Raw genomic sequence first — 23,729 nt, forward strand, 5'->3', positions numbered from 1 at the left:
TAGAGAGCCCCGCGTGCCGGACGAATGCGCCGTTGGCAGGAGGGCTCTCGTTATTTGGTCGTAGGTTTCACACAAAACACTGTGGGAGCGAGCTTGCTCGCGATGGCGTCTGTTCAGTCAGAACTGCTGTGACTGAGACACCGCTATCGCGAGCAAGCTCGCTCCCACAGGGGTTATGCGGTGGACTGGGGGTTAGTGCTTGGCCACCAGGTCTTTCGGCAGCTTGAAGGTCCAGAGCATGCCGCCCTGGTTGAAGTCCTTGATGCGCTTGGCCACTTCCCCGCCCCACAACGGTACGGCGCCGCCCCAGCCGGAGAGGACAGACACGTACTGTTCGCCGTCCATTTCCCAGGTCACGGGCGAGCCGAGGACGCCGGAACCGGTCTGGAATTCCCAGACTTTCTCGCCGGTCTTGGCATTGAACGCCTGGAGGAAACCTTCCGGCGTGCCGGTGAATACCAGATTGCCCTTGGTCGTCAGTACCCCGCCCCACAGCGGCGCATAGTTCTTGTGGCGCCAGACTTCTTTGCCGGTTATCGGGTCGATGGCGCGCAGCACGCCGATGTAGTCTTCATTCAACGGTTTGATGGTGAACCCGGCGCCGAGGAATGCCGCGCCTTTTTTGTAGGCGATGCCCTCGTTCCAGATGTCCATGCCCCACTCGTTGGATGGCACGTAAAACAGGCCGGTGTCGCGGTTGTAGGCCATCGGCATCCAGTTTTTCGCGCCCAGGAACGCAGGCGCTACAAAGACTGAACTGCCCTTGGGTTCGGAACCCGGAGCGCCAGGGCGGCTGGCTTCGTTGTAGATCGGCCGGCCATCTTTATCCAGGCCGGTGGCCCAGGTGATCTTGTCCACAAACGGGAAACCGCGGATGAACTTGCCGTTGGTACGGTCCAGCACGTAGAAGAAACCGTTGCGGTCCGCCGTGGCCGCCGCTTTGATTTCTTTGCCGCCCTCGGTGTAGTTGAACGAGACCAGCTCGTTCACGCCGTCATAGTCCCAACCGTCGTGGGGCGTGCTCTGGAAGTGCCATTTGATGGTGCCATCGTCCGGGTTGAGCGCCAGGCGCGACGACGAGTAGAGGTTATCGCCAGGACGCAAATGCGAGTTCCACGGTGCAGGGTTGCCGGTGCCGAACAGCAGCAGATTGGTTTCCGGGTCGTAGTAACCGCCGAGCCACGGGGCGGCACCGCCGGTCTTCCACAAGTCACCCGGCCAGGTCTTGCCGGCTTCACCGCCGGAGATGCCGTTCTCGATGGCCTTGCCGTCCTTGTAGACGTAGCCCATATGGCCTTCGACGGTTGGGCGGACCCACAACAGATCGCCATTTTTCGGGTCGTACGCCGAGATCTTGCCCACCACACCGAACTCGCCACCGGCCACGCCGGTAATCAGCTTGCCGTTGATCACCAAGGGCGCGGCGCTGATCGAATAGCCTTCCTTGTGGTCGGCCACCTGCTTGCTCCACACCACTTTGCCGGTGTCTTTGTTCAGGGCCACCAGCTTGGCGTCGAGCGTGCCAAAGAACACCAGGTCGCCATACAGCGCCACGCCACGGTTGATCACGTCGCAGCACGGACGGATGTCATCCGGCAGGCGCGCATCGTACTGCCAGAGCTTCTTGCCGGTGCGCGCATCGACCGCGAACACCCGCGAGTAAGAACCGGTCATGTACATCACGCCGTCCTTGATCATCGGCTGTGCCTGCTGGCCACGCTGTTTTTCGCCGCCGAAGGAGAATGCCCAGGCAGGTCGCAACTCCTTCACGTTGTCGACGTTGAGAATATCCAGCGGGCTGTAGCGTTGCCCCTGGACGCCGAGGCCGTTGGTGACAATTTGCTCCGGGTTTTTCGGGTCCTGGAGAATGTCCTGGTCGGTGACCGCGGCCAATGCCTGGCCAGACAACAGCATGGCACTGAGCAGCAGGCTCAAGACGAAGGGCTGGCGACGTGCGGGTTGAGTCATGACGGCTACCTCTGCGGTTTTTTGTTATTCGCGGGAGAGTTTCCCGGCGTAGTGCAGATTCTTGGGCGCCGTCGCCCCGACAACAATTACCCGCAATATGGAGATTCCTAATCCCTTAGTAGCGGGTCGCATGGGTTCAAGCATTATCTGGCTGCGCCGGAATCCACCCGGGTCATCTGCCCACGCTCGTAGCGCGGGTACAAATGACTGACGCTGCGGATCAATTCATAACGGCTCAGCGTGATCCCGGCGAAACGTTCGGGGATCGAACTGCGGATCATCTCGGCCATGTCGCTGCCATTCGCTGCACCCGCTTGCAGCAACTGGTCGAGCCAGGTCAGGTAGTCGCGCATTTGTTCGAAGGGTTGTGGGTCGCTGGACACGGGGCCGTGACCCGGCACGATCAGCGTCCAGGGCAAGCCCTGCAGGGTCGCGATGTCCGCCAGCCACACAGACAGCCCGGGGCTGTTGGGCGTGGTCAAGGCCCGTTGATAAAACACCAGGTCCCCGGCAAACAGCACGCCGGTTCGCTGGTCGAGAATAGCCAGATCCGCTCCCGTATGCCCACCCAGGCCCAGCAAGCGTAAATCGTGATTCCCAAAACTGCGTACGCCTGGCGTCACGACTTGATTGGGCAACACCACTTCGGTGCCACGCATCCAGTCACCCACCATTCGATACATATTCTCTGCCATCGCATCGCCTTGTTGATGCAACAGCTCGGTCGTCCCCGCCAGCGCGCCGATGGGCACGTCAGCGAACGCCTGATTGCCCAGCACATGGTCCGGGTGATGGTGGGTCAGGAACACCTGAACCACGGGTTTATCGGTGATCTCGGCAATCGCCTGGTGCATCGCCTCGCCGTAGCGTTTCGACGGCCCGGTGTCGATGACCACCACGCCACGTTCGGTGACAATGAACGCGGTGTTGACGATATTGCCGCCGTTGGCCTTGGCGAAATTATCCGTACTGCCTTCCAGCAGCCAGGTGTCTTCGGCGATCTGCCGGGGCTTGAGCGAATACTCAAGGTCGGCCATGGCCGGCAGGCTGACGCTCAACACCATCAGCAGTATCCAGCGCATGAAATACTCCTTCGGCTCAGGGAATCGACGCATCAAATTCATTGCCGCTGTTGTCCCGGATAATCAGACGCGTCTGCCCTGCCCCTTCGATGTCGAAGGCCAGGTTGGGGTTTTCACTGACGGCAGGAAACAGCTCCAGCCGCGCCAACAGCTGATCATCCGCGCTTCGCAGTTCGGCATGGTTGATGAAAAATTCCGGGATGCCGTTGACCATGCCGTTGTCCATCGGATGCGCCACCTGCACGCGCAAACGGCTGAAGTCAGTGCGCGGATAGCGCGCGCCCAAAACCTCGCCGAGGTGTTCCTCCCAGCCGGGCTGGGTACGCACCACACTGGGTGCGGTGCAACCACCGCCCGCCGCATCGATCAGGGTCGAACCGACATGCCACAGCCCATCGCGCGTCAGGACCGCGGCGCGTAAAGGGGTGGCCTGTTCAATCCGGATACGGATCGACAACCACGGCAACACGCGATCCAGCGGCTGGAAGTCGACAATCTTCGGCAGCGGATTGAGCTCGGCCCAGGCGAGGATTTTCACCACCTCGCCCTTGAACGCTCGCGCATCGATTTCCAGTGGCACCTGCCGGGCATCTTCGGCGAACGGCGGCGCCAGCAGCTTGACCCGGTCATCGAAGACAAAAGGCGCGTCGCCGAGCATTTGCTTGTGATAGAACGCCCACATCACCGAGGGCACCGGGTCTTTGCCCGGATCGATACTCGCGGCGTGCGCGGCCAAAGGTAACCAGCAGGCCAACAGACACTTGATTCGCCAGCTCATCACCCGCTCCTATTGGTACATCTCCGGCACGTCATACCGCAGGCCGTAATGGCTGTAGATCGTCTTCACGGAACCCTCGCGGATCAGGCCTTCCAGCGCCTCTTCCACGGCATACGCCAATTGCCGATTGCTTTCGTGCACGGCCATGCCGATCTCCCAGAGTTGCTTGCCCATGTTCGGATAGGCGTTTTGCGCCAACGCCCATTGCGGGTCGGCCGCCTCATGCACTTGCCAGTCGATTTCGCCACGCATGGCCATGACCGCGTCGACCTCACCGGCCTTCATCGCCGCAAAGGCCTGGGGTACGCCCGGGTAGTGGTGGGTTTTGCCCGCGAGCATGCCGTTGAACACCGACGTCAGGTAGAACGACGGCACGCTGTCGACCTCGACGCCGATCGGATGCGAGTCGAACACGGCCACGCTGCCGACCTTGTCCAATCGGCGTTGATCGTAAGCCACCTGCCATTGTTCGGTCTGATAGGGCCCGAACATCACCACATGCCCGTTTTCCATTTCGCCAAACTCGTTGCGCTTCTGGGCGTAGTCACGGTCATAGGGCACACGCATCATCAGGTCGGCCAATTGCTGGTTGTGCAAGGCACTGGCGCGCCAGATGTAATCACGCAGATCGTCATCGAGTTTTTCCCCGGCAGGGGCCCAGATCAGCGTCAGGTGTACGCCGAGCGCCTTGGCCAGCGCCTCGGCGAGTTCGACATCGACGCCTCGGGGCTGGCCGGTCTGCTCAAAACTGTAGGGGGCGAAGTCCTTGTAAACCGCCACTTTCAGCTCCCCGGCAGCAATCATTTCGTCATAGTTTCGAACCTGCGCCTGCACCGTCTGGCAACACAGCCACAGCGCACTGATCAACACCGCGAGCAGACGCATGGAATCACTCCTCGACGTGAACGCTGTCCAGGTAAGTGCGCACTGCCCACAACGCTTCCTGGCTCAGGTAATCAGCCATTTTCGGCATGTAGACCCGACCGTCACGCACGGCGCCATGACGCACGCGTTCGACGAACCACTCGTCACCCGCCTCGCCGACATCAAGCAGGCGCAGGTCAGGGGCGATCCCGCCGGACTTGGCTTCCAGGCCATGACACGCCGCGCAGTTCTGGTTGTAGGCCGACGAGCCGATTTCCAGGGCTCTGTCGTGTTCCGGGGAGGCTCGATAGGGGTTGGCCGCGGCCCAGCCATCGCCATCCACCGTTACACCGGCGTCCTTGATCGGTGTCAGGCCCTGGGTTTCAACCGCTTGCGGCACCACGTTGCCATGAGCCCACACGGAACCTGAACTGATAAAGCCGGCCAGCAGACCGACGACGAGCAAGGCGTTGCGTTTTGTTGTCATTGTTATGCCCTCAGGATTGCACGCAAAACCTCTTGGCAGAGGCTATGGCACTCATCTTAGAAACGGCATCGCCAACACCCCATGCTGCTTTGGTGGTCGCCTTCTAGTCCCTTGGTAGTAAGGCGATGGATGCACACCTCGGGTACGTCGCCAACAGGCCTGGTGTCCCGGCGAAGCGGGCAGCGTCAGTAACGGCCAGTTAAGCCATAACACCAGCGGCTACAAAAATTGTGTTACCGCTGAAATCGGATGTTCTCCTCCGGGGCGATGACCGTGGTCGCTCCATGCTAAAACCGCGCAGGTACGCAGGGGTTACTACCTTGGTACTGGCTCTCCGCTACTTTCTGCATATTTCCTCTGCTCCACAGGCTTCCTATGCTGGCGCTACCTGTAAAGGAGTGCCCTATGCGCCTGCTTGCCCCTTACGCCTTGCTCTACCTGCTGGCGATTGCCTGCGCCGCCGGCGTGGCTACTCAGAGCCAGGCTGCGCAGGCGCCATTGGAGGTGCGGATCGGCTACCTGGGTTATCGGCCCGATCCTGGGCCGCTCCTGTCGAACGTGATTCCCGAACCGAGCGATGCCGGACTGCGCGGCGCCGAACTGGCGATCACCGACAGCAACAGCACCGGACGTTTTCTCAACCACAGCTACGCGCTGGTCAGCGCCAGCGTCGACAGCCCTGAAGCCTTGCTCGATGCGGCCAACGCCCAGCACGCGCAGGGTCTGCGGCTGTTTGTGGTGAACGCCCCGGCCGACAGCTTGCGCCAGCTCAGCGCCGCCCTGCCCGACAGCCTGATATTCAACGCCGGCAGTCCCGACGATCGCCTGCGGACCACCGATTGCCTGTCGAACGTGCTGCACACCCTGCCAAGTCGCGCGATGCTCGCCGATGCGCTGGCGCAATTTCTGGTGGTGCGCAAATGGCAACGCGCGCTGCTGATCGTTGGCCCGACCGCCGACGATCAAGCCTACGCTGCTGCCCTGCGCCGCGCGGCAAAACGCTTCGGCCTGCAACTGGTGGCGGAAAAGGCCTGGAGCTTTGATAACGACCAACGTCGCAGTGCTCAGGCGGACATGCCGCTGTTCACCCAGACCGCCGAATATGACGTGGTGCTGGTGGCCGATGAACGCGGCGACTTCGGCGAATACGTGCCCTACCAGACCTGGTACCCGCGCCCCGTCGCCGGCACGCAAGGGCTGACCCCGGTGGGTTGGCACAAAACCGTGGAAACCTACGGCGCCGCGCAATTGCAAAAGCGTTTTGAAGCCCTGACCGGTCGCTGGATGAACGACCGCGATTTCGCGGCCTGGATGGCCGTGCGCAGCGTCGCCAGCGCGGTGAGCAAATTGCGCCAGACCGAGCCGATGGCGATCCGTCAGCTGGAACTCAGCGATCAACTGCCGCTGGACGGTTTCAAGGGACGCAAGCTCAGTTATCGCGCGTGGAACGGCCAGTTGCGCCAACCGATTCCCATCGTCCAGCCCCGCGCCCTGGTCAGCACGTCGCCGCAGGACGGCTTTCTGCATCCCTTCAACGAAATGGACAGCCTGGGTTACGACAAACCCGAGGTCAGCTGCCGCTTTCCCTGATCCAACTGTCCACAAGAACGACAAAAAAAAAGGAATCTGCCATGCGCCGCACCCTGCTCTGCCGCTCCCTGCTTTCCGGGGCCCTGCTGTTCGCCGCCGGGCATGCCGCGGCCAGCACCGCGTGGGTCTCCAACGAAAAGGACAACAGCCTGAGCCTGATCGACATGCAGACCCTGCAAGTCACCGACACCCTGCCCGTCGGCCAGCGCCCACGCGGCTTGTTGCTGTCCCATGACAACAAGCTGCTGTACATCTGCGCCAGCGATTCGGACCGGGTCCAGGTAATGGACGTGGCCACCCGCAAGATCATCAAGGAACTGCCCTCGGGCAAAGACCCCGAGCAATTCGCCCTGCACCCCAACAACCGCTGGCTGTACGTCTCCAACGAAGACGATGCGCTGGTCACGGTGATCGACACCGAAACCTCCAAGGTACTCAGCCAGATCAACGTCGGCGTCGAGCCCGAAGGCATGGCCGTCAGTCCCGATGGCAAGTGGGCCGTGAACACCAGCGAAACCACGAACATGCTGCACTGGATCGACACCAGCACCCAGACCCTGGCCGACAGCACGCTGGTGGACCAGCGGCCACGCTTTGTCGAATTCAATCAGGACGGTTCACAGCTCTGGGCGTCAGCGGAAATCGGCGGCACGGTGACGATTCTCGACGTCGCCAGCCGCAAGACCCTCAAGACCCTGAACTTCCAGATCAAAGGCGTGCACCCGGACAAGGTCCAACCCGTGGGCATCAAGCTCAGCGCCGACGGCAAGTACGCTTTCGTCGCACTGGGCCCGGCTAACCATGTGGCGGTGATCGATGCCAGGACGTTCGAGATTCTCGACTATCTGTTGGTCGGACGTCGGGTCTGGCAGCTGGCGTTCACCCCCGATCAAAAGCAACTGCTCGCCACCAACGGCGTTAGCGGTGACGTGTCGGTGATTGATGTCGACAGCCTCAAGGTGAGCAAATCGGTGAAAGTCGGACGCTACCCCTGGGGCGTGGTGGTGACCCCATGAACGCCCTGGAAGTCAGCGACCTGAGTTTTGCCTATGGGACTCGGGAAGCCTTGCGTCACGTGAACTTCGAGTTGGCTCCGGGGCGTTTCGCCGCATTGCTGGGGCCCAATGGTGCCGGCAAATCGACCCTGATCGCCCTGTTGACCCGGCTTTATGATCTTCAGCACGGCGACATCCGGGTCGGCGGCTGTTCATTGCGCGATGCGCCCCGACCGGCGCTCAGGCAGTTGGGTGTAGTGTTCCAGCAAAGCACCCTGGACCTGGACCTCAGCGTCGAGCAGAACCTGCGGTATCACGCCGCGCTGCATGGTCTGTCCCGGCGCCAGAGCAGTGTCCGGGTTGACGCCGAGCTGGCCCGTCAAGCCTTGACCGAACGCCGCCGCGAACGGGTGCGCGAACTCAATGGCGGCCACCGCCGCCGGGTGGAAATCGCCCGGGCCCTGCTGCATGAGCCGCGCCTGTTGCTGCTTGACGAAGCCAGTGTCGGCCTCGATCCCGCCAGTCGCCTGGCGCTCAATCAACACCTGCGCACCTTGTGCAGCGACCACGCCATCAGCGTGCTCTGGACCACGCATTTGCTCGATGAAGTGCAGTCCAGCGACGATTTGCTGATCCTCCATCAAGGTCGGCTGGTGGCCAGCGGACAGGCCGATGCACTGAGCCTGGAACATGGCGGTGATCTGGGTTCAGCCTTCACTCACCTGACCACTTCAGGAGCGGCGCGATGAATGCGTACTGGCATTGCTTCAGCGGCATCGTGCTGCGCGAATGGCTACGTTTTGTGTTGCAGCGCACGCGGTTTCTCAGTGCCCTGGTGCGGCCGCTGTTATGGCTGTTGGTGTTCGCGGCCGGTTTCCGGGCAGCCTTGGGGATCGCCATTATCGAACCCTATGACACCTACATTCCTTACGAGGTCTACATCATCCCGGGTCTTGCCTGCATGATCCTGCTGTTCAACGGCATGCAAGGCTCTCTGTCGATGGTCTACGACCGCGAGATGGGCAGCATGCGCGTGCTGCTGACCAGCCCGCTGCCCCGGACTTTTCTGCTGTGCAGCAAGCTGTTGGCCACGTCGCTGATTTCCCTGTTGCAGGTGTATGCCTTTCTGGCGATCGCCTGGCTCTATGGCGTGCAACCGCCGGCCATGGGGTTATTGATCGCGTTGCCGGCATTACTGTTGGTGGCGTTGATGCTCAGCGCGTTGGGCCTGTTGCTGTCGAACGCCATTCGGCAACTGGAGAACTTTGCCGGGGTCATGAATTTCGTGATCTTTCCGCTGTTTTTCCTGTCTTCGGCGCTGTATCCGCTGTGGAAAATGCATGAAGCCAGCGAGTGGTTGTACTGGTTGTGCGCGGTGAACCCGTTCACCCATGCGGTGGAATTGGTGCGGTTCGCCCTTTATGAACGCTTCAATCCGCTGGCGCTGGCGGTGTGTGCAGGGTTGACCGTAGTGTTCGCGCTACTCGCCGTACTCACCTTCAACCCTCAGCACGCAGCCCTGCGCAAATCCACCTGACCACCCAAATCCAACTGTAGGAGTGAGCCTGCTCGCGATAGCGGTGTATCAGATGACATTGATGTTGAATGACGGATAGCTATCGCGAGCAGGCTCTCTCCTACAATTGATCTCCATGAGCAGGGGAGAAATTACTACTTTAGTACTGGTTTCCCTGTCTATCGTCGCATTCACAAAGCACCCCGCCTGGCCTGTAATAGATCCATAACTATAAGGATCGAACCCATGCCCCGTGCCCGACGTTGTCTGTTGCGCCCTTCTCTCGCAGCGCTGCCGCTCTGCCTGTTGCTGAATGCTGCGCACGCCGAATCACCGCTGTTTTCCGCGGAAGGCTATCGCATCAACCTGTACCGCAGCCCGACGCCGGACAGCCTGCAAGGCGCGACCATCGTTGACACCCCGGCCTTGCAAACACTGCTCAGTCAAACGCCGCCACCGGTGCTGATCGATGTCTACCGTCGCCAATGGCTGCAAGGCCAGTTCATCGAAGACCAGCCCCATGAAAACCTGCCCGGCAGCCACTGGCTGGCCAATACTGGTGACGGTGACCTGACGCCCGACTGGCAAGGCTATTTTGCGCGTAACCTCAAGGCATTGACCGCCGGGGACTCGGCACGACCGCTGGTCTTTTATTGCCGCGCCGACTGCTGGCTGAGCTGGAACGCCGTCAAACGAGCGTCCGTCATGGGCTATAAGACACTGTATTGGTATCGCGACGGCCTTGATGCCTGGCAAGCGGCCGGGCTTGCCGTGACACCGGCCCGGCCCGAGCCTTTCCCCTGATCTTTACGCTGGCGTGTTGTTGCCACACCCTAAACAAAATAATGAGGTGAAAGGCTATGTACAAAATTCTGATTGCCGACGATCACCCGCTGTTTCGCGAAGCGATTCATAACGTCATCAGCGACGGTTTCCCGGGCTCCGAAGTCATGGAAACCGCCGACCTCGACAGTGCCCTGGCCCTGACCCAGGAACACGACGACCTGGACCTGATCCTGCTCGACCTGAACATGCCCGGCATGCATGGGCTCAATGGCTTGATCAACCTGCGCAATGAAGCCCCGACCATTCCGGTAGTGATTGTCTCGGCCGAGCAGGACAAACAGATCGTCCTGCAAGCCATTACCTACGGCGCGGTAGGTTTCATTACCAAGTCGTCCCCACGCACGCAAATGACCGAGGCCATCCAGCAAATCCTCAATGGCAACGTGTATTTGCCGCCGGACATTATCCGCACCACCCGAACCAACACTCCCCGCCGGATGAACGACACGCCGAGCTTTCCCCCTGAACTGCTCCAGGCCCTGACCCGCAAGCAATTGCAGGTGCTTGAACGCATGACCAAAGGCGAATCGAACAAACAGATCGCCTACACCCTGGAAATCGCCGAGACCACCGTCAAGGCTCACGTCTCGGCGATCCTGCGCAAACTCAATGTGCACAATCGAGTGCAGGCGATCTTGAGTGCCGGGGATATTGATTTCGGGTCTTACATGCGACGTTGAGACAGCAAGACTTTGGCGCCCCCTTCGCGGGCAAGTCGGATCGCCGCACCGCCGCTCCCACAGGTACCACGCTGTCCTTGTGGGAGCGGGCTTGCCCGCGACGACGGTGGTACTAACGCAGATGCGCCTCAAGGCCTGCCGAGCAAATGGCTCATCGCCGTTTTAAGTTTCATCGGCCGCACCGGTTTATGCATCAGGGTGTGGCCCAGTTCGCGGATCTGCTGTTTGAGTTCGTTGCTGTAGTTGGCGGTGATCATCAAGGCCGGGATGGGTGACGTGCGACAGGCATTGATCCGGGCCACGGCGTCCAAGCCATTCTGATCGTTGTCCAGATGGTAATCGGCGATCAACAGGTCAACCTCGGCGTGGTAGTTGTCCACTTTTCGCGCCAGGTCCTCTTCCGACAGCGCCGTCACCACCCGACAGCCCCAGCCTTCGAGCAAGGTGCGCATGCCGGCGCAAATGGTGGCGTCGTTGTCCAGCACCCACACCCTTGCCCCGCGCAGGCGTTCAAGCATCGGCTCGCTCATCTGCAAGGCCGGCAACGGCTTGGGGGCCGTTGCGCTCAACGGCACTTCGACCGAGAACATCGAGCCCTTTCCCGGCCATGAGCGCACATGAATCCGATGCCCGAGGATGCCGGCGATTTTCTCGACAATGGCCAGGCCCAACCCCAGCCCACGATCCTGGTCCGGACGCTGTACGTCACCGCGTTTGAACTCCTGGAAAATCTCTTCCAGGCGATTGTCGGCGATGCCCATGCCGGTGTCCCAGACCTGGATCAACAAGCGCTGTTGCAGGCGCCGGCACCCGAGCACCACCCGTCCACTGTAGGTGTAGCGAATCGCATTGCTCAGCAGGTTGCGCAGGATGCGTGCCAGCAACTGGATGTCGCTGCGCACCAGCGCCGAACAGGCAATGAAATGCAGTTCAAGGCCCTCACTGCGTGCCACCTGGGTGTATTCAGCCGCGAGATTTTCCAGCAGTTCGCTCAGGGCGAACGGCGCGACATCGGCTTTGATGACTCCGGCATCGAGCTTGGAAATGTCCACCAGCGTGCCCAGCAGGTTCTCTACATCTTCCAGGGAATTACTGACATTACGCACCAGAACCTCGTTGCAGACCGGTTCACGTCGCTCCAGCAACGCACTGGTAAACAAACGGGCGGCGTTCAGTGGTTGCAGCAAATCGTGGCTGACAGCCGCCAGAAATTTGGTCTTGGACAGATTGGCGTGCTCGGCTTCGAGCTTGGCCTCGCGCAAACGTGATTCCACTTGGCGGCGCTCTTCGATTTCACGCAACAATTGATCATTGAGGGTGGTCAATTCCGCCGTGCGTTCACGCACCCGCAGCTCAAGATTCTGATACGCCTGATGCAGCGCCTCGGCAGTGCGGCGACGCTCGGTGATGTCGCGGATCAACACGAAAATCCCCACCACTTCCCCGGTGGCCAGGCGATTGGGCACGTAGGAGCGCAGCATGTAGCGCTCCTGGTTATTGACGTTGGTCTCGGCGAACTCGAACGTCACGCTCTCGCCGGCCAGCGCTCTCGCCACGTAAGACTCCAGACGCTGGTAGTGCTGTTCGCTGTGCACTTCGCGCAGGCTTTGGCCGAGCATCACGCCTCGGGGCCAGCAATACCATTCCTCATAGACCTTATTGGTGAACTCGTACACCAGATCGGCATTGAGGTAGGCGATCAATGCCGGCACGTGGTCGGTGATCAGGCGAATCCAGCGCTCGCTTTCACTCAGCGTCTGGGCGTGCTGGTAGCGTTCGGTGATGTCAGTGAAGGTGTTGACGAAACCGCCAGTCGGCAACGGGTGCGTGCGGATTTCCAGGACTCGTCCGTCATCGAGGCGTTGCTCGCATTCCTGTACTGGCCGCCCATTGCCATCGTGACTGAGCGGGGTCAGCAGGTTCAATTCGCTGTCCACCATCACTTCAGCAAACGGTCGATGGGCCGCGACGGGCGCCAACCCGCTCAATTCGAGAAAACGCCGGTTCCACAATTCCAGAATGCCCTCGGCATTGACCATCGCCACACCCTGGGACAGGTTATCGACCGCCCGCTGTAACAAATGCGACTTCTGCGCCACAGCCTGTTCGCGGCGTACGGTTTCACTGAGTTTGACCTCGGTAATGTCGGTGAACAGAATCACCCGCCCACCTTCCTGGGTCGGCCGCTCGCTGACTTGCAGCCAACGCCCGTTCTGCAAGCGATACAGCAGACTCTCGTCGGCATGCCCGCGCGGTTCTTCGGTGAACAGCCCATTGCTCATCATCAGGCGCTTGACCTCGGCCAGGCGCATGCCCGCGTTGATCCGCACCCGGCTGTTGCGCCAGAACGCCTTGAAGCGACTGTTGAACAAGACGATGCGCTGCTCGGCGTCGAACAATACGAAGGCATCGGAAATGCTCTCGATGGCATCGATCAGGTGTCGATGCGCGGTCTCGGCGCGCAGGCGGGCCTCGCTGAGCAAATGGTTACCGGCCTTGAGTTCGGCCATGGCCTGGTTCAAGGCATCGGTGCGCTCACGGACCTGCTCGGCCAGCACCACCGAGTGCTGGAACGCCGCGTACGGGTCATTGCCCCGAGTGATGCCTGACTCGATGCGCTCGATCAGCGCCGCGTTGATGCGCTGCAGTTTATGGTTGTCGTGACGCAGGCTGGCCAGTTCGGCCTGCAGCTCAGCGATGTCCTGGGGCACGGCCGCGGGCAATGGCAACGCCGGTGAAGGTCTGGTTGATGTGCATGCCATTGAACTGTTCTCCGTAGGTGTTGAAACCCATCACCCGTTGCTCGCGCAAAAACGTCCCGATCTCGTCGAGACTGCCGTCGTCCTCCAGCTCCAGACGCCGGAGAAAACAGTCGCAACCGATGGTCAGCAACAGTTCACCCAAGCGTTCTTCCAATCCTTCGAACAGGCTTTTCAGGTTCGGCAGCATCGGGCCCGGCGTCATGGCGGTGAGCACGATGCCATTCTCCACGGCGCAGTAAAAACTCAGGCTCAGGTCCGCGTGCACCTGCTGGATGGCCCGCACGTAATACTGTTCGTTGATCCTCACGGCCAACGGGTGCGCGGCGAAAATCCGGTGATCCAGTTCATTCACCGGCACGCCGATGAGCCGCGCGTACTCGGCGGCGGCGGGTTCCGCATTGAGTTCATAAACACGGCGCGAGGCGCTGTCGGCCCCGGTAACCACCAGTTTTTCGGCCCGGGGCAGCATGTGGTGGGTGGTGAACACTTCGAAATCCAGCCAGGTGTTGACCAGCACGACGACCGCCGCGCCGCTGTGGAACTCGCCGTCGAAGTAGACATGGGTGTGGGTCAGGTAATTGTCATCGCCAGCGGAACCACCGAAATGCGGAATGTCGCCCAATGCCGCACTCAAGGCTGCAAGGACCATTTCTTCACGGCTGGACAAACCATCGAGCAGGGTCAGGGCAAAACTGTTGCCCTTGATCGGTGCCAGGGTGTTACTGCGACAGCCACTGACCAGGCGCTCGACCATCTGCTGCGCATCGATCAGGCTGAAGCGCTCCATCTCGTCGATCAACTCGAGCGCAATGGAGAAGTGCCGGTGATCGAACCCCACCGCCGTCACGCAATTGCGTCCATAGCCCAACGGGGTGATTTCCCCGGCGCTGGTGCAACCCACCAGGCGAATCCCCCCGAAACTGTCTTGCAGGGCTTGCCCCAGGGCCTGCAAGTCATACTCGGCGGAACAGAAAAAGAGCACGAAGCCCAGATGCGGATGCAGCAATTGACGCGCCAGTTCCTGCGCCACCTGCCGGGCATCGGTGGCCTGGGACATTGCGCTGACGACACCTTCACCCTGGACCTGCTGCATCGTCGCCTCCCGCAGGTGCGTATGGTTGAGCAGGGAGTTTACGAAACCCGTGGCGTGCAACGAATGCTACTTGGGTAGCAGTCAGACGCTTCAATGGGATGAGAGCGGTGGTGTGGATCCGCCCCGGCCCACAGGCAGGTGTTGCTTTAGACGCCAGCCCTGAACAGCATATAAGCGGCAATCACAAGGCAGACGCTGGCAAAGCCGATTTGCAATGCTCGCGCCGGCACGTGGGCGCACAGCTTGCGGCCGATGATCATGCCGACAATGCTGGCGCCGATGAAGCATGCCCCAAGGCTGTCGATGCGCACGCCCGCGTGAAACGCGCCGACCACGCCGATCGCGGAAATCAGGCTGATCACCATCAAGGACGTGGCGACGATCCCGCGCATCTGCACATCGGTCAGTTGCTTGAACGCCGGGACAATCAGAAAACCGCCGCCCACGCCCAGCAGCCCTGACACCACGCCCGTCACCGCGCCGAGCGCCGCCAGCGTCGCGGTGCATTTGGCGGTCCAGGAAAAGCGCCCGGTCTGCTGATCGAGCATGCAGTTCTTCTGCCCCCAGTTGGCGTGACCGTGATCGCTCGGCCCCTCGTCCTGGCGCTCACGACGCAGCATTCGCCAGGCGACCATGACCATGAGCAGGCTGAACAGAATCATCAGGATTTTTTCCGGCAACTGATGGGCAAAATAAATGCCCACCGGTGAAAAGACCGCGCCGAGCAGCGCGATCAACAGCGCCGCGCGATACCGCACCAGCCCATGCCGCAAGCCGTCAATCGCCCCGACCGCCGCCGCACTCCCGACCGCAAACAAGGCGACGGGCGCCGCCTGGGTCATGGTCAACCCCAGCCCCAGGACCAGGGCCGGCACCGCAAGAATCCCGCCGCCCGCCCCGGTCAACCCGAGGACCAGGCCCATGACCACCCCAAAAAAACTCGCCAGCAACATAAAGCACTCGTAATCAGCTCAACAAGGCCGGGAGCGCCCGGTTTCGATGACTGACAGGATAGAGCCCGCGCAGATTTTTTCATCAAATGAATTGATGCAGTGCTGGCCAATGCAGGGAGAATGAATCTACCCTCAGTGCTTGTTCAGATAGAAATATTCACCATGCCTGCCTTGATTGAAGCTTTCCTCGACCCTGCCTCGTCGACCTACAGCTACGTGATCTACGAAGCCGATGGCGGCCAGTGCGCCATCGTCGACCCGGTGCTCGACTACGATCCGGCGGCCGGCAGAACGGGCACCGTTCAGCCCGACAAAATCATCGCCTTTGTTCGCCAACATCAGTTGCAGGTGCAATGGCTGCTGGAAACCCACGCCCATGCCGATCACTTGTCTGCCGCGCCTTATCTGCGTCGCGAGCTGGGGGGCAAGATCGCGATCGGGCAGTCGATCAGCAAGGTTCAGGGGGTGTTCAAAAGCCTGTTCAACCTTGAGCCGGCGTTTCGCGTTGACGGTTCGCAGTTCGATCATCTATTCGCACCGGACGAGTCGTTCATGATCGGCAATCTCAAGGCCACCGCCCTGCATGTGCCCGGCCACACGCCGGCGGACATGGCTTACCTGATTGACGGTGAGCAGATTCTGGTGGGCGACACGCTGTTCATGCCTGATGTGGGCACCGCGCGTTGCGATTTTCCGGGCGGCAACGCCAATCAGTTGTTTGCCTCGATTCGCAAACTGCTGGCGTTCCCGGCCAGTGTGAGTTTGTACGTCTGCCACGATTACCCACCTGAAGGCCGGGAATCCCGGTGCATGTCTACCGTCGGCGAACAACGCCGAAGCAACATTCACGTGCATGACGGCGTTGATGAGGCGGCGTTTGTCGACATGCGCACCCGACGCGATGCCGGGTTGGGCATGCCAACCCTGTTGCTGCCAGCGATTCAGGTGAATGTGCGGGCCGGGAATCTGCCACCCGCCGAGAGTAACGGCGTGACCTACCTGAAAATCCCCATCAACAAACTCTGAGATCTCGATCGTTCCCACAACATTGGGGCGATCATCATTCTCCGTAGCAGCTGACGAGCACCGCGAGGCTGCGAATGCGGTCTGCCTGACAAAACCCGATTGTCAGGTTTGCGACGGCTGCGCCGCCGAACGCTGCCTCGCGTTGCTCGACAGCTGCTAAAGGGGTTTCGGGGTTTAGCTGGAAAGGGTCAAGCCATTGGCTGGCAACGGCAGCGCAGTTTTGTAGCGCACTTGCTTGAGCGCAAAGCTTGAGCGAATGTTCGCCACGCCGGGGACTTTGGTGAGGAAGTCCATCATGAAGCGCTCCAGCGACTGAATGGTCGGCACCAATACCCGAATCAAATAGTCCGGGTCGCCGGCCATCAAATAGCACTCCATCACTTCCGGGCGATCCGAGATCGCTTCCTCGAAATGCTGCAATGCCTCTTCCACCTGTTTCTCCAGGCTCACATGAATGAACACGTTCACGTGCAGCCCCAGCAGATCAGCGTCCAGCAGCGTCACTTGTTCACGAATCAGCCCCAATTCTTCCATCGCCTTGACCCGGTTGAAGCACGGCGTCGGCGACAGGTTGACCGAGCGTGCGAGGTCGGCGTTGGTGATGCGCGCGTTCTCCTGAAGGCTGTTCAAAATGCCGATATCGGTACGGTCCAGTTTGCGCATGAGACAAAACCACCTGTTTTTTGTGTTTATGCAGATTTTTTATCCTCAAATGATCGCCAGCGCAACGAAACAGAGATAAATATTCTTCTTCGCCGGGCCTATGATTGTTGTAGGACAAGATTTCTTCCACAGAAGAATGACGGTCAGCTCACTACAAGAAATTCACAAGATCGAGCGTAGAAGCCATGAACCAAGCGTACGAACCGCTGCACCTGCACGTTCCCGAACCATCGGGCCGTCCTGGCTGCAAAACCGACTTCTCCTACCTGCGTCTGACCGACGCCGGCACGGTGCGCAAACCTTCCATCGACGTTGAACCGGCCGACACGGCTGATCTGGCCAAGGGCCTGATTCGCGTGCTCGACGACCAAGGCAATGCCCTCGGTCCGTGGGCTGAAGGCGTACCGGTCGAGATCCTGCGTAAAGGCATGCGCGCCATGCTCAAGACGCGGATCTACGATAACCGCATGGTGGTCGCCCAGCGTCAGAAAAAAATGTCTTTCTACATGCAGAGCCTCGGCGAAGAAGCCATTGGTAGCGGCCAGGCCCTGGCCTTGAACGTCGACGACATGTGCTTCCCGACCTATCGCCAACAAAGCATCCTGATGGCCCGTGACGTTCCGCTGGTCGACCTGATCTGCCAACTGCTGTCCAACGAGCGCGATCCGCTCAAGGGTCGCCAGTTGCCAATCATGTATTCGGTCAAGGACTATGGCTTCTTCACCATTTCCGGCAACCTCGCGACCCAGTTCGTCCAGGCAGTAGGCTGGGGCATGGCCTCGGCGATCAAGGGCGACACCAAAATCGCCTCGGCCTGGATCGGCGACGGCGCCACGGCTGAATCGGACTTCCACACCGCCCTCACCTTCGCCCACGTTTACCGTGCGCCGGTGATCCTCAACGTGGTCAACAACCAGTGGGCAATCTCCACCTTCCAGGCCATCGCCGGTGGTGAAGCCACCACGTTTGCCGGTCGTGGCGTCGGCTGCGGCATTGCCTCCCTGCGGGTCGACGGCAATGATTTCGTCGCGGTCTACGCCGCCTCTGCCTGGGCCGCCGAACGTGCGCGCCGCAACCTCGGCCCGACCATGATCGAATGGGTCACCTACCGCGCCGGCCCACACTCCACCTCCGACGATCCGTCCAAGTACCGTCCTGCCGACGACTGGAGCTACTTCCCGTTGGGCGACCCGATTGCACGCCTCAAGCAGCACCTGATCAAGATCGGTCACTGGTCCGAAGAGGAACACACCGCCGTCAGCGCTGAACTGGAAGCCGAAGTCATCGCCGCGCAGAAAGAAGCCGAACAGTACGGCACCCTCGCTGGCGGCCAGATTCCAAGCGCCGCGACCATGTTCGAAGACGTCTACAAAGAGATGCCGGAGCACTTGAAGCGCCAGCGTCAAGAGTTGGGGATCTGACATGAACGACCACAACAACAATATCGAGCTGGAAACCGCCATGACCACGACCACCATGACCATGATCCAGGCCCTGCGCTCGGCCATGGATGTGATGCTTGAGCGTGACGACAACGTCGTGGTGTTCGGCCAGGACGTGGGCTACTTCGGCGGCGTGTTCCGTTGCACCGAAGGCCTGCAGGCGAAGTACGGCACCTCCCGCGTGTTCGACGCACCGATCTCCGAAAGCGGTATCGTCGGTGCCGCCGTGGGCATGGGCGCCTACGGTCTGCGCCCGGTCGCCGAGATCCAGTTCGCCGACTACGTGTACCCGGCGTCAGACCAGATCATTTCCGAAGCCGCCCGCCTGCGTTATCGCTCGGCTGGCGAGTTCACCGCCCCGATGACCCTGCGCATGCCTTGCGGCGGCGGCATCTATGGCGGCCAGACCCACAGCCAGAGCATCGAGGCGATGTTCACCCAGGTCTGCGGTCTGCGCACGGTCATGCCGTCCAACCCGTACGACGCCAAAGGCTTGCTGATTGCCTCCATCGAAAACGATGACCCGGTGATCTTCCTTGAGCCAAAACGCCTGTACAACGGCCCGTTCGACGGTCACCACGAACGTCCGGTAACGCCGTGGTCGAAACACCCGGCCGCTCAAGTGCCGGACGGTTACTACACCGTGCCGCTGGACGTCGCCGCCATCACCCGTCCGGGCAAGGACGTGACCATCCTGACCTACGGCACTACCGTTTACGTGTCGCAAGTGGCGGCTGAAGAAACCGGCATCGACGCTGAAGTCATCGACCTGCGCAGCCTGTGGCCGCTGGACCTGGAGACCATCGTCAAATCGGTGAAGAAAACCGGCCGTTGCGTGATCGTTCACGAAGCGACCCGTACCTGTGGCTTCGGTGCCGAACTGGTCGCCTTGGTGCAAGAGCACTGCTTCCACTACCTGGAAGCGCCTATCGAACGCGTCACCGGTTGGGACACTCCCTACCCGCACGCACAAGAGTGGGCGTATTTCCCTGGTCCGTCCCGAGTGGGCGCGGCTTTGCATCGGGTTATGGAGGTCTGAATGGGCACGCACGTTATTAAAATGCCGGACATTGGTGAAGGCATTGCAGAAGTTGAATTGTCGGTGTGGCACGTCAAGGTCGGCGACATGGTCGTCGAAGATCAGGTGCTGGCCGATGTGATGACCGACAAGGCGATGGTCGACATCCCTTCGCCGGTCCACGGCAAGGTGATTGCGCTAGGCGGTGAGCCGGGCGAAGTCATGGCGGTGGGCAGCATCCTGATCAGCATTGAAGTGGAAGGCGCGGGCAACGTTAAAGAGTCCACGCAGCCTGCTCCTGTTAAAGAAGCGCCGGTTGCAGCCTCTAAAGTGGCAGCCGTGGTGGAAAGCAAACCGGTCGCAGCTGCCGCCGCGCCGCGAGCTGCTGTTTGCCAGGGCCCGATGGTGGCTCGCGAGGCCAACGAACGGCCACTGGCTTCCCCGGCCGTGCGCAAACACGCGCTGGACCTCGGCATTCAATTGCGTCTGGTGCGTGGCAGCGGCCCTGCCGGTCGCGTGCTGCACGAAGACCTCGACGCCTATCTGGCGCAAGGTCAGTCGAATGTATCGACCGTGTCCTCTGCTTACGCCCAGCGTAACGACGAAGAGCAAATCCCGGTCATCGGCATGCGCCGCAAGATCGCCCAGCGCATGCAGGACGCCACCCAGCGTGCCGCCCACTTCAGTTATGTCGAAGAAATCGACGTGACAGCCGTCGAAGAACTGCGTGCGCACCTGAACGAAAAACACGGTGCCACCCGTGGCAAGCTGACCTTGCTGCCGTTCCTCGTCCGTGCCCTGGTCGTCGCACTGCGCGATTTCCCGCAGATCAACGCCCGTTACGACGACGAAGCCCAGGTCATCACCCGCCTCGGCGCGGTGCATGTGGGCATCGCCACCCAGGCCGACATCGGCTTGATGGTGCCGGTGGTGCGTCACGCCGAAGCCCGCAGCCTGTGGGAAAACGCCAGCGAAATCTCCCGTTTGGCCACCGCTGCACGCAACGGCAAGGCCAGCCGCGACGAATTGTCCGGCTCGAGCATCACCCTGACCAGCCTCGGCGCCTTGGGCGGCATCGTCAGCACCCCGGTGCTGAACCTGCCGGAAGTGGCGATTGTCGGCGTCAACAAAATCGTCGAACGCCCGATGGTGGTCAAAGGCCAGATCGTGATTCGCAAGATGATGAACCTCTCCAGCTCCTTCGATCACCGCGTGGTCGACGGCATGGACGCGGCGCAATTCATCCAGGCCGTTCGTGGCTTGCTCGAACAACCTGCCACCTTGTTTGTGGAGTAAGTCATGCAACAGTCTTTGAACACCACGCTGCTGATCATTGGCGGCGGCCCTGGCGGTTACGTGACGGCTATTCGTGCCGGTCAGCTGGGCATTGCAACCATTCTGGTGGAAGGCGAATCCCTCGGTGGTACGTGCCTGAACATCGGCTGCATTCCGTCGAAAGCACTGATCCACGTGGCCGAGCAGTTTCACCAGACGCAACACCACAGCCAGCATTCGGCCTTGGGCATCAGCGTTTCGGCGCCAACCCTCGACATCACCAAGAGCGTCGAGTGGAAGGACGGCATCGTTGATCGCCTGACCACCGGTGTCGCGGCACTGCTGAAAAAGAACAAGGTTCAGGTCATTCAAGGCTGGGCCAAGGTCGTCGACGGCAAAACCGTCGACGTCGGCGACACACGCATTCAGTGCGAGCACCTGGTGCTGGCCACCGGTTCGAAAAGCGTGAACCTGCCGATGCTGCCAATTGGCGGCCCGATCATCTCCTCCACCGAAGCCCTGGCGCCTACCTCCGTGCCGAAGCGGCTGACCGTAGTCGGTGGTGGCTACATTGGCCTGGAACTGGGGATTGCCTATCGCAAGCTCGGCGCCGATGTCAGCGTGGTCGAGGCACAGGAGCGCATCCTGCCGGCCTACGATGCCGAACTGACTCAGCCGGTCCACGACGAACTGAAGAAACTCGGCGTGAAGCTTTACTTGAAACATAGCGTTCAAGGTTTTGATTCCTCGAATAACTCCCTGCAAGTATTGGCTCCGGATGGCGACACCCTGGACCTGGAAACCGATCAGGTCCTGGTCGCCGTGGGCCGCAAGCCAAACACCCAGGGCTGGAACCTCGAAGCGCTGAACCTGGACATGAACGGCTCGGCGATCAAGATCGACAACCGCTGCCAGACCAGCATGCGCAACGTGTACGCCATCGGCGACCTGAGCGGCGAACCGATGCTCGCGCACCGGGCCATGGCTCAGGGCGAGATGGTGGCCGAACTCATCAGCGGTAAAACCCGTGAGTTCAACCCTACCGCCATCGCCGCCGTGTGCTTTACCGACCCGGAACTGGTGGTGGTCGGCCAGACCCCGGACGAGGCCAAGGCCGCCGGCCTGGACTGCATCGTTTCAAGTTTCCCGTTCGCGGCCAATGGCCGGGCAATGACGCTGGAATCGAAAAGCGGCTTCGTGCGAGTGGTCGCTCGTCGGGACAATCACGTGATTGTCGGCTGGCAAGCCGTCGGGGTCGGGGTGTCCGAGCTGTCCACGGCGTTCGCGCAAAGCCTGGAAATGGGCGCGCGGCTGGAAGACATCGGCGGTACCATCCATGCGCATCCGACGCTGGGCGAGGCTGTGCAGGAAGCGGCGTTGCGTGCTTTAGGCCATGCGCTGCACCTGTAAGACCGGACACAAAACCCTGTAGCAGCTGACGAGCCCCGCGAGGCCGCTGCTACACGGGACGTATCGATGGTCGCAGAGATCGAATTGCAGGCTGCGAAACCACCTCGGAATGAAGTATTGTTGTCCCCATCCAAAAAACGTCAGAAGCCTTGAACCGTTTCGACGGTTGTTCAGTGATAGAGGGTGTCATGGGTAACGAAAGCATCAATTGGGACAAGTTGGGTTTTGACTACATCAAGACAGACAAGCGCTATCTGTCGCACTGGCGTAATGGCGAGTGGGACAAAGGCACCCTGACCGAAGACAATGTGCTGCACATCAGCGAAGGCTCGACTGCCCTTCACTATGGCCAGCAATGCTTCGAGGGCCTGAAGGCCTATCGTTGCAAGGACGGTTCGATCAACCTGTTCCGCCCGGATCAGAACGCCGCACGCATGCAACGCAGCTGCGCCCGTCTGCTGATGCCACAGGTGTCCACCGAACAGTTCATCGAAGCCTGCAAGGAAGTGGTCCGCGCCAACGAGCGTTTCATCCCGCCTTACGGCACCGGCGGCGCGCTGTACCTGCGTCCGTTCGTGATCGGCGTGGGTGACAACATCGGCGTGCGTACCGCCCCCGAGTTCATCTTCTCGATCTTCTGCATCCCGGTCGGCGCCTACTTCAAGGGCGGCCTGACCCCGCACAACTTCCTGATCTCCAGCTTCGACCGTGCAGCCCCACAAGGCACCGGCGCGGCCAAGGTCGGTGGCAACTACGCCGCCAGCCTGATGCCAGGTTCCCAGGCCAAGAAGGCGCACTACGCCGACTGCATCTACCTGGACCCGATGACCCACAGCAAAATCGAGGAAGTCGGCTCGGCCAACTTCTTCGGGATCACCCACGACAACAAGTTCGTCACCCCGAACTCGCCGTCGGTCCTGCCAGGCATCACCCGCCTGTCGCTGATCGAGCTGGCCAAATCGCGTCTGGGCATGGAAGTGATCGAAGGTGACGTGTTCATCGACAAGCTCTCCGACTTCAAGGAAGCCGGCGCTTGCGGTACCGCGGCCGTGATCACTCCGATCGGTGGCATCAGCTACAACGACCACCTGCACGTGTTCCACAGCGAAACCGAAGTCGGCCCGGTTACCCAGAAGCTCTACAAGGAGCTGACCGGTGTACAAACGGGTGACATCGAAGCGCCAGCGGGCTGGATCGTCAAGGTTTGATCTGACGCTGCTGTTCGCTTGAGCTTGAGCAAAAAGCCCGGTTATCGATTGGATAACCGGGCTTTTTTCGCCT

At 60.8% G+C, this 23,729-nt stretch carries 21 protein-coding genes; 12 read left to right on the forward strand and 9 right to left on the reverse strand.

Annotation, left to right across the window (positions count from 1 at the left end; translation table 11 throughout):
• Positions 1 to 192: 192 nt before the first annotated feature.
• The 5 genes from AB4N43_RS04310 to pedF form a co-directional block, all read right to left on the reverse strand.
• On the reverse strand, positions 193 to 1,968 hold the full coding sequence (locus AB4N43_RS04310) for a PQQ-dependent methanol/ethanol family dehydrogenase (RefSeq protein ID WP_027923296.1): 1,776 nt from the start codon (positions 1,966 to 1,968) through the stop codon (positions 193 to 195).
• Positions 1,969 to 2,111: 143 nt separating this feature from the next.
• Positions 2,112 to 3,050 carry a quinoprotein relay system zinc metallohydrolase 1 gene (locus AB4N43_RS04315; RefSeq protein ID WP_460153284.1) on the reverse strand — a complete coding sequence of 313 codons (939 nt, stop codon included), beginning with the start codon at positions 3,048 to 3,050 and terminating at the stop codon, positions 2,112 to 2,114.
• Positions 3,051 to 3,066: 16 nt separating this feature from the next.
• Positions 3,067 to 3,828 carry a quinoprotein dehydrogenase-associated SoxYZ-like carrier gene (locus AB4N43_RS04320; RefSeq protein WP_027923294.1) on the reverse strand — a complete coding sequence of 254 codons (762 nt, stop codon included), beginning with the start codon at positions 3,826 to 3,828 and terminating at the stop codon, positions 3,067 to 3,069.
• A gap of 9 nt (positions 3,829 to 3,837) precedes the next feature.
• Positions 3,838 to 4,713, reverse strand: coding sequence for a substrate-binding periplasmic protein (locus AB4N43_RS04325; protein ID WP_460153286.1), 876 nt, complete (start codon positions 4,711 to 4,713; stop codon positions 3,838 to 3,840).
• A 4-nt stretch (positions 4,714 to 4,717) separates the two neighbouring features.
• Positions 4,718 to 5,179, reverse strand: a complete 462-nt coding sequence (pedF, locus tag AB4N43_RS04330) for a cytochrome c-550 PedF (RefSeq protein WP_410922009.1) — start codon at positions 5,177 to 5,179, stop codon at positions 4,718 to 4,720.
• Positions 5,180 to 5,584: 405 nt separating this feature from the next.
• On the opposite strand from pedF, the gene AB4N43_RS04335 reads away from it, so the two are divergent.
• From AB4N43_RS04335 to AB4N43_RS04360, 6 genes are all read left to right on the forward strand, one after another.
• Positions 5,585 to 6,769 (forward strand): ABC transporter substrate-binding protein, encoded by a 1,185-nt coding sequence (locus tag AB4N43_RS04335; RefSeq protein WP_059181001.1) that lies wholly within the window; start codon positions 5,585 to 5,587, stop codon positions 6,767 to 6,769.
• A 41-nt stretch (positions 6,770 to 6,810) separates the two neighbouring features.
• Positions 6,811 to 7,785: a YVTN family beta-propeller repeat protein gene (locus tag AB4N43_RS04340; RefSeq protein ID WP_027923290.1), complete on the forward strand. Its 975-nt coding sequence runs from the start codon at positions 6,811 to 6,813 to the stop codon at positions 7,783 to 7,785.
• A complete protein-coding gene (locus tag AB4N43_RS04345; protein ID WP_027923289.1) occupies positions 7,782 to 8,513 on the forward strand; it encodes an ATP-binding cassette domain-containing protein in 732 nt (243 codons plus the stop codon). The genes AB4N43_RS04340 and AB4N43_RS04345 overlap by 4 nt, the downstream gene beginning before the upstream one ends.
• Entirely contained in the window at positions 8,510 to 9,301 is a 792-nt protein-coding gene (locus AB4N43_RS04350) for an ABC transporter permease (protein WP_460153289.1), read from the forward strand. The genes AB4N43_RS04345 and AB4N43_RS04350 overlap by 4 nt, the downstream gene beginning before the upstream one ends.
• 225 nt (positions 9,302 to 9,526) lie before the next feature.
• Entirely contained in the window at positions 9,527 to 10,084 is a 558-nt protein-coding gene (locus AB4N43_RS04355; RefSeq protein WP_059181004.1) for a PQQ-dependent catabolism-associated CXXCW motif protein, read from the forward strand.
• A 56-nt stretch (positions 10,085 to 10,140) separates the two neighbouring features.
• On the forward strand, positions 10,141 to 10,806 hold the full coding sequence (locus AB4N43_RS04360) for a response regulator transcription factor (RefSeq protein ID WP_027923286.1): 666 nt from the start codon (positions 10,141 to 10,143) through the stop codon (positions 10,804 to 10,806).
• Between the two features lie 128 nt (positions 10,807 to 10,934).
• On the opposite strand, the gene nahK is transcribed toward AB4N43_RS04360, so the two are convergent.
• The 3 genes from nahK to AB4N43_RS04375 all read right to left on the reverse strand — a co-directional run bounded on the left by nahK (position 10,935) and on the right by AB4N43_RS04375 (position 15,614).
• Positions 10,935 to 13,568, reverse strand: coding sequence for a hybrid sensor histidine kinase/response regulator NahK/ErcS' (gene nahK / locus AB4N43_RS04365; protein ID WP_460153291.1), 2,634 nt, complete (start codon positions 13,566 to 13,568; stop codon positions 10,935 to 10,937).
• Entirely contained in the window at positions 13,498 to 14,661 is a 1,164-nt protein-coding gene (gene nosP, locus AB4N43_RS04370; RefSeq protein ID WP_027923284.1) for a nitric oxide-sensing protein NosP, read from the reverse strand. Before nosP ends, nahK begins: the two co-directional genes overlap by 71 nt.
• A 146-nt stretch (positions 14,662 to 14,807) precedes the next feature.
• Positions 14,808 to 15,614, reverse strand: coding sequence for a sulfite exporter TauE/SafE family protein (locus AB4N43_RS04375; protein ID WP_059181005.1), 807 nt, complete (start codon positions 15,612 to 15,614; stop codon positions 14,808 to 14,810).
• A 162-nt stretch (positions 15,615 to 15,776) separates the two neighbouring features.
• On the opposite strand from AB4N43_RS04375, the gene AB4N43_RS04380 reads away from it, so the two are divergent.
• A complete protein-coding gene (locus AB4N43_RS04380; protein WP_027923282.1) occupies positions 15,777 to 16,640 on the forward strand; it encodes an MBL fold metallo-hydrolase in 864 nt (287 codons plus the stop codon).
• A 174-nt stretch (positions 16,641 to 16,814) separates the two neighbouring features.
• Here the strand turns inward: AB4N43_RS04380 and bkdR are convergent, their stop codons facing one another.
• Positions 16,815 to 17,303 (reverse strand): Bkd operon transcriptional regulator BkdR, encoded by a 489-nt coding sequence (gene bkdR / locus AB4N43_RS04385; protein WP_027923281.1) that lies wholly within the window; start codon positions 17,301 to 17,303, stop codon positions 16,815 to 16,817.
• A gap of 185 nt (positions 17,304 to 17,488) precedes the next feature.
• On the opposite strand from bkdR, the gene AB4N43_RS04390 reads away from it, so the two are divergent.
• The 5 genes from AB4N43_RS04390 (at position 17,489) to AB4N43_RS04410 (ending at position 23,656) form a co-directional block, all read left to right on the forward strand.
• The gene (locus AB4N43_RS04390; protein ID WP_027923280.1) at positions 17,489 to 18,724 is read left to right on the forward strand and encodes a 3-methyl-2-oxobutanoate dehydrogenase (2-methylpropanoyl-transferring) subunit alpha; all 1,236 of its coding nucleotides are present in this window, start codon (positions 17,489 to 17,491) and stop codon (positions 18,722 to 18,724) included.
• Between the two features lies 1 nt (position 18,725).
• Positions 18,726 to 19,784, forward strand: coding sequence for an alpha-ketoacid dehydrogenase subunit beta (locus AB4N43_RS04395; RefSeq protein WP_027923279.1), 1,059 nt, complete (start codon positions 18,726 to 18,728; stop codon positions 19,782 to 19,784).
• Positions 19,785 to 21,059, forward strand: a complete 1,275-nt coding sequence (locus AB4N43_RS04400) for a dihydrolipoamide acetyltransferase family protein (RefSeq protein ID WP_059181007.1) — start codon at positions 19,785 to 19,787, stop codon at positions 21,057 to 21,059.
• Between the two features lie 3 nt (positions 21,060 to 21,062).
• A complete protein-coding gene (lpdA, locus tag AB4N43_RS04405) occupies positions 21,063 to 22,448 on the forward strand; it encodes a dihydrolipoyl dehydrogenase (protein ID WP_460153296.1) in 1,386 nt (461 codons plus the stop codon).
• 188 nt (positions 22,449 to 22,636) lie between these two features.
• Positions 22,637 to 23,656, forward strand: coding sequence for a branched-chain amino acid aminotransferase (locus AB4N43_RS04410; protein ID WP_027923276.1), 1,020 nt, complete (start codon positions 22,637 to 22,639; stop codon positions 23,654 to 23,656).
• The last annotated feature ends 73 nt before the right edge of the window (positions 23,657 to 23,729 follow it).

This window comes from Pseudomonas sp. S2_B07 (genome assembly GCF_054668435.1).